This is a genomic window from Modestobacter sp. SYSU DS0904 (assembly GCF_054051115.1).
Genome location: NZ_JBJHAQ010000023.1, coordinates 56,930 through 65,495 on the forward strand (window position 1 = coordinate 56,930; position 8,566 = coordinate 65,495).

At 75.8% G+C, this 8,566-nt stretch carries 10 protein-coding genes; 8 read left to right on the forward strand and 2 right to left on the reverse strand.

Going from position 1 to position 8,566, the window contains the following annotated elements:
* The first annotated feature begins 97 nt into the window (after nucleotides 1–97).
* The 6 genes from ACI79U_RS14950 to ACI79U_RS14975 all read left to right on the forward strand — a co-directional run bounded on the left by ACI79U_RS14950 (nucleotide 98) and on the right by ACI79U_RS14975 (nucleotide 3,875).
* Nucleotides 98–436: an ArsR/SmtB family transcription factor gene (locus ACI79U_RS14950; RefSeq protein ID WP_457071469.1), complete on the forward strand. Its 339-nt coding sequence runs from the start codon at nucleotides 98–100 to the stop codon at nucleotides 434–436.
* Nucleotides 437–585: 149 nt separating this feature from the next.
* Nucleotides 586–774, forward strand: coding sequence for a hypothetical protein (locus ACI79U_RS14955; protein WP_457071471.1), 189 nt, complete (start codon nucleotides 586–588; stop codon nucleotides 772–774).
* A gap of 63 nt (nucleotides 775–837) precedes the next feature.
* Complete coding sequence (locus tag ACI79U_RS14960; RefSeq protein ID WP_457071473.1) at nucleotides 838–1,362, forward strand: DUF421 domain-containing protein; 525 nt, start codon at nucleotides 838–840, stop codon at nucleotides 1,360–1,362.
* 4 nt (nucleotides 1,363–1,366) lie between these two features.
* Nucleotides 1,367–1,894 (forward strand): G/U mismatch-specific DNA glycosylase, encoded by a 528-nt coding sequence (mug, locus tag ACI79U_RS14965; protein ID WP_457071475.1) that lies wholly within the window; start codon nucleotides 1,367–1,369, stop codon nucleotides 1,892–1,894.
* Between the two features lie 32 nt (nucleotides 1,895–1,926).
* Complete coding sequence (locus ACI79U_RS14970; protein ID WP_457071477.1) at nucleotides 1,927–3,123, forward strand: pyridoxal phosphate-dependent aminotransferase; 1,197 nt, start codon at nucleotides 1,927–1,929, stop codon at nucleotides 3,121–3,123.
* Nucleotides 3,120–3,875: a nitrilase-related carbon-nitrogen hydrolase gene (locus ACI79U_RS14975; protein ID WP_457071479.1), complete on the forward strand. Its 756-nt coding sequence runs from the start codon at nucleotides 3,120–3,122 to the stop codon at nucleotides 3,873–3,875. The genes ACI79U_RS14970 and ACI79U_RS14975 overlap by 4 nt, the downstream gene beginning before the upstream one ends.
* A gap of 41 nt (nucleotides 3,876–3,916) precedes the next feature.
* Here ACI79U_RS14975 and ACI79U_RS14980 read toward each other — a convergent pair whose 3' ends face one another.
* The gene (locus tag ACI79U_RS14980) at nucleotides 3,917–5,179 is read right to left on the reverse strand and encodes a cytochrome P450 (protein ID WP_457072667.1); all 1,263 of its coding nucleotides are present in this window, start codon (nucleotides 5,177–5,179) and stop codon (nucleotides 3,917–3,919) included.
* Between the two features lie 222 nt (nucleotides 5,180–5,401).
* On the opposite strand from ACI79U_RS14980, the gene ACI79U_RS14985 reads away from it, so the two are divergent.
* On the forward strand, nucleotides 5,402–5,983 hold the full coding sequence (locus tag ACI79U_RS14985) for a DUF1349 domain-containing protein (protein WP_457071484.1): 582 nt from the start codon (nucleotides 5,402–5,404) through the stop codon (nucleotides 5,981–5,983).
* Nucleotides 5,984–6,007: 24 nt separating this feature from the next.
* Here ACI79U_RS14985 and ACI79U_RS14990 read toward each other — a convergent pair whose 3' ends face one another.
* The gene (locus ACI79U_RS14990; protein WP_457071486.1) at nucleotides 6,008–7,081 is read right to left on the reverse strand and encodes a Gfo/Idh/MocA family protein; all 1,074 of its coding nucleotides are present in this window, start codon (nucleotides 7,079–7,081) and stop codon (nucleotides 6,008–6,010) included.
* Nucleotides 7,082–7,283: 202 nt separating this feature from the next.
* Between ACI79U_RS14990 and ACI79U_RS14995 the strand changes: the two genes are divergently transcribed.
* Nucleotides 7,284–8,435, forward strand: a complete 1,152-nt coding sequence (locus ACI79U_RS14995; protein WP_457071488.1) for a cold-shock protein — start codon at nucleotides 7,284–7,286, stop codon at nucleotides 8,433–8,435.
* Nucleotides 8,436–8,566: the final 131 nt, after the last annotated feature.

The window sequence follows — 8,566 nt, forward strand, 5'->3', positions numbered from 1 at the left end:
GCGGCGGACCGGGCGACTGACCGCCGCCGCATACCCGTGCACCCGCACGGGTAACCGGCGTGACGTGGACCACCCGCACCCCGTCGATCCCGAGCGCGTGGCCGCTGTGCGGGCGCGCGTGCCCTCGCGCGCGGAGGCCGCCGCGCTGACCGCCGTGCTCGGCCTGCTCGCCGACCCGACCCGCGCCCGGGTGCTGTACGCGCTCGACGAGGTGCAGGAGCTCTGCGTCGGCGACATCGCGCTGGCGCTGGACGCGACCGAGGACGCGGTGGGGTACGCGCTGCGCCTGCTGCGCACCGCCGGCTTCGTCGCCACCCGGCGGGCGGGCCGGGTCGTCTACTACCGGCTGGCCGCGGGGTTCCCCGAGCCGCTCCTCGAGCACTGCCTCCGGGGTCTGGTCGACCTGCCGCGAACGTGGGCCGCCGGCCCGGAGTGACCGGGGAACCGCGGCGACCGGCGGATTGAGAGCTCATGACGATCAGACGACGGAGGCCGCGTCCGGATGCCCCGCCGCGTCCCGCGGGGCAGATTGCCTGATCACGAGGCAGGAGCCGGTCTCCTGCCCACTGCCCACGGGGGTGTCTCATGGCCGAACTCGTGCTCACCGCGCCCAGCCAGCGCCGGGCCCACTCGAGCGCACTCGCACGGATGTCCTGCTGCCCGACGTGCGCCGCCCCGGAGGTCGACGACCAGCCCGGCGACTTCGACCCCCGCGCGTTCGTCGCCGCCCTGGTCTGCCGCGCCTGCGGGCACGAGTGGTCGGTGTCCTGCTGAGCTGATCGGCCCCCGGGCGGAACCGGAGGTGCGACCGGCCCGATCCCGGGTAGCGGGCTGTCCATGTGGTTCGACAGCTGGTCCGACCTGGGGCGCGTCCTCGCCGTCGGGTCCTCCGCCTATGTGATCGTCATCCTCGTCCTCCGGCTCTCCGGCAAACGGACGCTGGCCAAGCTCAACGCCTTCGACCTGGTGGTCACCGTGGCGCTGGGTTCCACGTTGGCCACCATCCTGCTCAGCTCGGACGTCGCCCTGGCCGAGGGTGCGGTGGCGCTGGGGCTGCTCGCGGCGCTGCAGCTCGTCGTCGCCTGGGTGACCAGCCGGCGGCCGCAGCTGCGGGACGCCGTCACCGCCCACCCGGCGCTGCTGCTCTACCGCGGTGAGCTGCGGCCGGACGTGCTGCGCGAGCAGCGGATGAGCGAGGCGGAGATCCGCCAGGCCGTGCGGTCCAGCGGCCAGGGTGACCTGTCGACGATCGCGGCCGTCGTCCTGGAGAGCGACGGCACCGTCAGCGTCGTGCCCGAGTCGGCCCTCGGCGACGGCTCCGCGCTGGCCCACGTGCCGGGCACCGCCCCCGTCCGGCACTGACCGTGTGACCGGCCCGGAGAAGCCGCTGCGCGACGTGGTGGGCCCGGACCTCGACGTGCTGTTCTGCGGCATCAACCCGTCGCTGCTCTCGGCGGAGGTCGGGCACCACTTCGCCCGGCCGGGCAACCGGTTCTGGCCGGCGCTGCACCGGGCGGGGCTCACCCCGCGGTTGCTGACCCCGGCGGAGGACCGCGAGCTGCTGCGGTACGGGCTGGGCGTCACCAACGTCGTCGCCCGGCCGACCCGCACCGCCGCCGAGCTGTCCCGCGAGGAGCTGCGCGCCGGGGCCGAGGCGCTCGCCGCGCTGGTGGGCCGGTACCGGCCCCGGGTGCTGGCGGTGCTGGGCGTGACCGCCTGGCGGGTGGCCTTCGACCGGCCGAAGGCAGGGCTGGGACCCCAGCCGGAGCGGGTGGGCGGCGTGCTCACCTGGGTGGCTCCCAACCCCAGCGGGCTGAACGCCCACCACCAGCTGCCCGACCTGGCCCGGCTCTACGGCGAGCTCCGCGAGGCCGCCCGCACCGCCCCGGGCTGAGCGCCGGCGGCACCGGCTGGGAGGCTGCCCGCATGGCGGCAGGGGAACGCACACCACAGCTGGCCGGCCGGCTGCGCGGGTTCGGGACGACGGTCTTCGCCGAGATGAGCGCCCTGGCGGTGGCCACCGGGGCGATCAACCTCGGCCAGGGGTTCCCCGACGAGCCGGGGCCCCCGGAGGTGCTCGACGTCGCCCGCGCCGCCATCGGCACCGACCTCGACCAGTACCCGCCCGGCCCCGGCCTGCCGGTGCTGCGGCAGGCGGTCGCCGAGCACCAGGAGCGGTTCCACGGGCTGACCTACGACCCGGTCACCGAGGTGCTGGTGACCGCCGGGGCCACCGAGGCGCTCACCGCCGCGCTGCTGGCGCTGGTCGAGCCCGGCGACGAGGTCGTCGTCCTCGAGCCGATGTTCGACAGCTACGCCGCCGCGGTGGCGATGGCCGGGGGAGTGCTGCGCCCGGTGCCGCTGCGCCCGCCGCCCGGCGGGGCCGGGCACTGGAGCTTCGACGAGGCGGAGCTGCGCGCGGCGGTCACCCCGCGGGCCCGGCTGCTGCTGCTCAACACCCCGCACAACCCGACGGGCTCGGTGCTCACCCGGGCCGAGCTCGCCCTGCTGGCCGACGTCGCCACCGCGGCGGACCTGCTGGTGCTCACCGACGAGGTGTACGAGCACCTGGTGTTCGACGGCGCCGAGCACGTCTCGCCGGCCACCCTGCCGGGCATGCGCGACCGCACCCTGGTGGTGAGCAGCGGCGGCAAGACCTTCCGCACCACCGGGTGGAAGGTCGGCTGGGTCTGCGGGCCGGCCGAGTTGGTGGCCGCCGTCCGCACCGCCAAGCAGTACCTGACCTTCGTCAACGCCGGGCCCTTCCAGCCGGCCATCGCCGCCGGGCTGCGGCTGCCCGACGCGTACTTCACGGCCCTCGCGGCCGACCTGCAGCGCAAGCGCGACCTGCTCGTCGGCGGGCTGGCGGCGGCCGGGCTGCCGGTGGTCAGCCCGGAGGCCACCTACTTCGCCACCGTCGACGTCCGCCCGGTGCAGCCCGACGGCGACGGCGTGGCGTTCTGCCGGTCCCTGCCCGAGCGTGCCGGGGTGGTCGCGGTGCCGAGTGTGGTCTTCTACGACCCGGCGCACGCGCACCTGGGCCGGCACCTGGTGCGGTTCGCCTTCTGCAAGCGGGACGAGGTGCTGGCCGAGGCCGCCGCACGGTTGGGGGAGCTGCGATGAGGATCGCCGCGGTGCAGCACGACATCGTCTGGGAGGACCGGGAGGCCAACTTCGCCCGGCTCGCACCGCAGGTGGCCCGCGCGGTCGGCGCCGGCGCGGAGCTGGTGCTGCTCACCGAGACCTTCTCCACCGGCTTCTCGATGACCCCGGGCATCGGCGAGCCCGAGGGCGGGCCCTCGGCGGGGTTCCTCGCCGCCCAGGCCGCCGAGCACGGGGTGTGGGTCGCCGGCACCTGCCCGGAGGTCGCCGGGGACGGCGACCTGCCGTTCAACACCTTCGTGCTCGCCGCCCCGGACGGCACCACGCACCGGTACCGCAAGCTGCACCCGTTCGCGACCGAGCGCGAGCGCTTCCGCTCAGGCACCGGGCCGGTCACCGTCGAGGTCGGCGGGCTGCGGGTCACCCCGTTCATCTGCTACGACCTGCGCTTCGCGAACGTCTTCTGGGCGGCCGCGCCGGCGACCGACGTGTACCTGGTGCCGGCCAACTGGCCCGCCGCCCGGCGGCAGCACTGGCAGACGCTGCTGCAGGCGCGGGCGATCGAGAACCAGGCCTACGTCGTCGGCTGCAACCGGGTGGGTGCCGCCGGCGACGGCGTCGGGCACGCCGGCGACAGCCGGATCGTCAGCCCGTCCGGGGAGCTGCTGGCCACCGCGGCCGGCGTCGAGACGATCGTGCTGGCCGACGTCGACGCCGCCGAGGTGGCCGCCACCCGCGAGCAGTTCCCCTTCCTCGCCGACCGGCGCAGCTGAGGCAGCCGGTCCCCGGCCCCGGGCGGAGGGGCTGGGCGGCGTCAGAAGGAGACGGGGAGCTCCTCGACGCCGTGCACGAAGGACAGCCGGCGCCACGGGAGCTGCTCCTCGGGAACCGCGAGCGCCAGGTCCGGGAAGCGGCGGAACAGCTCCGGGAGCACGATCCGCAGCTCCATCCGGGCGAGCTCGGCGCCGACGCACCGGTGCACCCCGTGGCCGAAGGCCAGGTGGCTGCCGGTGACCGACCGGGTGGGGTCGAACCGGTCGGGCTCCGCACCGGCCCAGGCCGGGTCGCGGTCGGCCCCGCTGAGCGAGACGGCGACGGCGTCGCCCTGCCGGACCGGGCACCCGGAGATCTCCAGGTCCCGCTTGGCGAACCGCGGGAACGCGACCTGGACCACCGACAGGTGGCGCAGCAGCTCCTCGATCAGCCGGTCGACCTCGGCGGGTGACCCGTCCCGGACGACGGCGGCGTGCGCGGGGTCCCGCAGCAGCACCAGCGTGCCCAGCGAGATGGAGCTGGCGGTGGTCTCGTAGCCGCCGGTCACGATCCCGTCGACCAGGCCGGCGAGCTCGTCGTCGGAGATCGCGTCGCCCTCGGCCTGCAGGATCCGCCCGATCAGCCCGGGCCCCGGCGCGCTGCGCTGCCGGGCCACCACGTCGAGGAGGATCTTCTTCTGCTCGGACACCGCACCGAGCGCCGCCCCCATGCCCCCGGTCGCGTCGAACCGCTGGGTGCCCAGCCGGAGGAAGGCCTCGTGGTCGGTGTCGTCGAGCCCGAGCAGGTCGCAGATCACGTCCATCGGCACCCGCCAGGAGACCAGCTCGGCCAGGTCCGCCGGCGATCCGGCGGCCACGAGCTCGTCGAGCCGGCGGGCCACGGTCGCCTCGATGTCCGGCTCCAGGCGGGCCAGCCGCTGCCGGGTGAACTCCGGGGCGACGAGCTTGCGCAGCCGGGTGTGCACCGGCGGGTCGGTGAAGCCGAGGCCGCCGACGTCGGCGGTCGAGCCCGGGCCGGTGTCGCTGAACAGGTGGCGGATGTCGTTGCTGTAGGAGTCCCGGTCGGCCAGGACGGTGCGGGCCTGCTCGTAGCCGGTCACCAGGTGGACGGCGAAGCCGAAGGGCAGGTCGAGCCGCTCCACCGGGCACCGGGCGCGCAGCTCGGCCAGCTCGGGCACCGGGTCGGTGCCGTGCCGCAGCAGGGGCAGTCGGCCGGCCTCGGGGAGGAACGTCAGCTCGGCGACGTCGAAGCCCTTCGTGCGGATCCGCCGCTCGACCATGCGGCCCAGCCAGGTCTGGACCATGGTCCGTGGGCCGCGCCGGCGCTGCTGCCGGTGTGCTGAGACCTCGCTCGTGGGCATGCTCCCCGTCCAACTCGACTGCGCTCGTGCCGTGCACGCCCCCCGGGAACGGAGGGCCGTCCTCGACCATCCCACGGACGCGGCCGCGGGTGGTCGCTGGCCCGCCGGTGTGCCGCCGCCCCGGCACCGTCGGCGACGTGCCGGCGGGCGTGGTCCACTGACCCGATGACCGCCCCTGTGCCCTGGTCGGCCGGCAGCTGGAGCGCCGCACCGGCAGCCGTGCGCACCGACGGCCCGGACCTGCTGGTCACCGCCGTCGAGGGCAGCGACGCGTGGCGGCACACCGCCTACGGCTTCGTCCACGACGACGCCCACGCCCTGCTGGCCCCGCTGGACGACCCGGGCGCGGTGGAGGTGACCGTCGACGTCGACTACGACCAGCAGTTCGACCAGGCCGGGCTGGTGCTGCGCGCCGACGCCGAGACCTGGCTGAAGACGGGCGTGGAGTTCTCCGACGGCGCACCGCAGCTGGGTGCCGTGGTCACCCTGGGCCGGTCGGACTGGTCGGTGGCCCCGGTGCCGGAGTGGGCCGGCCGGCGGGTCACCGTGCGCGCCAGCCGGTCCGGCGACGCGGTGACCGTGCGAGCCCGGGTCGACGACGAGCCGTTCCGGCTGGTGCGGGTCGCCGCCTTCCCACCCGGCGTGCCGGTGACCGCCGGGCCCTACTGCTGCGCCCCGACCCGCGCGGGCCTGGTCGTCCGGTTCCGCCGGTGGGCCACCGGACCGGCCGACGCCGCGCTGCACTGAGCCTGAGTCCCGGCGGCCGCGGGATCAGACCTCGTCGTTGGGGTAGACCACCCCGAGCTGCCGGCGGACGTCGTCGAGCAGCTCCATCATCGCCAGGGTGTCGGCGGTCGGCATGGTCGGGCTCTCGGTGAGCCCGGCCTGGATGCAGCGCGTCGCCTCGCGCAGCTCCCACACGTAGCCCGAGCCGATCAGCGGGAACTCCTCGGTGCGCAGCGGGCCCTCGCCGGCCTGCACGTCCAGCCGGGTGGGCCGGTACACGGCGTGCTCGCCGTCGGTGCGGATCCAGCCGTCGCTGCCGCAGACCAGTGCGGTGTGCGGCGAGCGGGCCAGCAGCGAGGTGGTCAGCTGGGCCTGCGCCCCGGAGGGGTACTGCAGCACGACGGCGGCCTGCGCGTCGACGCCCTCGGCGTTGAGCGTGCCGACGGCGGTGACCCCCTCGGGCCGGCCGAGCGTGCCCCAGGCCCACAGCAGCGGGTAGACGGCGAGGTCGAGCAGCGAGCCACCGCCGTCGGCCCGGGCCCAGATGCGGGCGGTGGGGTCGGCCGGGGCCGGGAAGCCGACCTCGGCGGCCACCCACTGCACGGTGCCGATCTCGCCCGATGCGGCGATGGTCAGCGCCCGCTGGAGAGCGGGCAGGAAGCGGGTCCACACCCCCTCCATCAGGAACAGCCCGCGCTCGCGGGCCAGCTCGGCCAGCTCCCGCGTCTCGCGGGCGTTGATGGTCAGCGGCTTCTCGCACAGCACGGACTTGCCGGCGTCCAGCGCGGCGCGCACCACCGCGGCGTGCTGGGCGTGCGGGGTGGCCACGTAGACCGCCTCCACCGCCGGGTCGGCCAGCAGCTGGTCCAGCCCCGTGGCGCCGTCGGTGTCGGCGTACCAGGAGGCGAAGCCGAGCCGCTCGGCGAACGCCCGCGCGCGACCGGCCTCCCGGGAGCTCACCGCCTGCAGCACGGCGTCGGGCAGCAGGGCGAGGTCGGCGGTCACGGTGGCGGCGATCCGCCCGGTCGCGATGACGCCCCACCGCACGGGACGGCCGGTGGCCTCCCGCGGGTCGGCGTCGGCGGGCAGCTCGGGCGGGACGATGAACGGCGAGGTCACCCGCGGAACGCTAGAGCAGTCGTCAGGCCCGGGCAGGTGCGCGTACCGGTCGCCGGGTTTCGGTCCGTGCGCCATCCATGGCCCCACCTGTCACAGTGGAGGGGGACCGGTGCCGCCCGCTCGACCTGAGCGGGCGAGGTGCACCGGTGGATGGACCGGCCCGGAGACGGGGCCGGGGATGTCGAGAGCAGGGAAGAGACGGATGCCCCAGGGCACGGTGAAGTGGTTCAACGCGGAGAAGGGCTTCGGGTTCATCGAATCCGACGAGGGCGGCGAGGACGTCTTCGTGCACTTCTCCGCCATCGCGGACGAGGGTGGCTACCGCAGCCTGGACGAGGGCCAGCGGGTCGAGTTCTCCGCCAGCCCGGGCCAGCGCGGTCTGCAGGCCGACGCGGTGCAGCCGCTCGGCGGCGCACCCCGGCGCGGGCGTGAGCAGTCCGGTCGGGAGCAGCCCCGCGAGGAGTACGGCCCGCGGCCGGAGCGCGAGCCGCGCCGCGGCGGCGGTGGCGGCAGCGAGGGCACCGTCCGCTGGTTCAACGCGGAGAAGGGCTTCGGGTTCATCGAGCCCGACGACGGCGGCGAGGACGTCTTCGTGCACTTCTCGGCGATCGCCGACCACGGCGGGTACCGGAGCCTGGACGAGGGGCAGCGCGTGTCCTTCACCGCCAGCCCCGGCCAGCGCGGCATGCAGGCCGACTCGGTCGAGGCGCTGGGCCGCGGGCCGGCCCGGGAGCAGTACGACCGGCGGGACGACCGGCGGGACGACCGGCGGCGGGACGAGCGTCCCGCGCGCGGCCGGGGCGGCGCCGGCGCCGAGGGCACGGTGAAGTGGTTCAACGCGGAGAAGGGCTTCGGGTTCATCGAGCCCGACGACGGCGGCGAGGACGTCTTCGTGCACTTCTCGGTGATCGCCGACGAGGGTGGCTACCGCAGCCTGGACGAGGGGCAGCGGGTGGCGTTCACCGCCAGCCCCGGTGACCGCGGCCTGCAGGCCGACTCGGTGGAGCCGCTCGGCGGCGGCCGTCCGCAGCGCGGCGGCCGGGAGTCCTACGGTCGCGACTCCTACGGTGGCGACTCCCGTGGCCGGGACGACCGGTACCGCGACGAACGCCCGCGTGAGGTGCGCCCGGCCCGTCGCGGCGGCGGTGGCGGCAGCCAGGGCACGGTGAAGTGGTTCAACGCGGAGAAGGGCTTCGGGTTCATCGAGCCCGACGACGGCGGGCAGGACGTGTTCGTGCACTTCTCGGCGATCGCCGACAGCGGGTACCGCAGCCTGGACGAGGGCCAGCGCGTGGAGTTCTCCGCGAGCCCGGGTGATCGCGGCCTGCAGGCGGACACCGTCCAGCCGCTGTGACACCACCGCCGCTGTGACACAACCGTGGGGGGGGGGGGGGGGGGGGGGGGGGGCGGCGGCGGGGGGGGGGGGGGGGGGGGGGGGGGGGGGGGGGGGGGGGGGGGGGGGGGGGGGGGGGGGGGGGGGGGGGG

Excerpts from the sequence above, each read along its gene's own strand:
- ACI79U_RS14955 (WP_457071471.1), top strand. The coding sequence starts at position 586 with ATGGCCGAACTCGTGCTCACCGCGCCCAGCCAGCGCCGGGCCCACTCG.
- ACI79U_RS14960 (WP_457071473.1), top strand. The coding sequence starts at position 838 with ATGTGGTTCGACAGCTGGTCCGACCTGGGGCGCGTCCTCGCCGTCGGG.
- ACI79U_RS14970 (WP_457071477.1), top strand. The coding sequence starts at position 1,927 with ATGGCGGCAGGGGAACGCACACCACAGCTGGCCGGCCGGCTGCGCGGG.
- ACI79U_RS14975 (WP_457071479.1), top strand. The coding sequence starts at position 3,120 with ATGAGGATCGCCGCGGTGCAGCACGACATCGTCTGGGAGGACCGGGAG.
- ACI79U_RS14980 (WP_457072667.1), bottom strand. The coding sequence starts at position 5,179 with ATGGTCCAGACCTGGCTGGGCCGCATGGTCGAGCGGCGGATCCGCACG.
- ACI79U_RS14985 (WP_457071484.1), top strand. The coding sequence starts at position 5,402 with ATGACCGCCCCTGTGCCCTGGTCGGCCGGCAGCTGGAGCGCCGCACCG.
- ACI79U_RS14995 (WP_457071488.1), top strand. The coding sequence starts at position 7,284 with ATGCCCCAGGGCACGGTGAAGTGGTTCAACGCGGAGAAGGGCTTCGGG.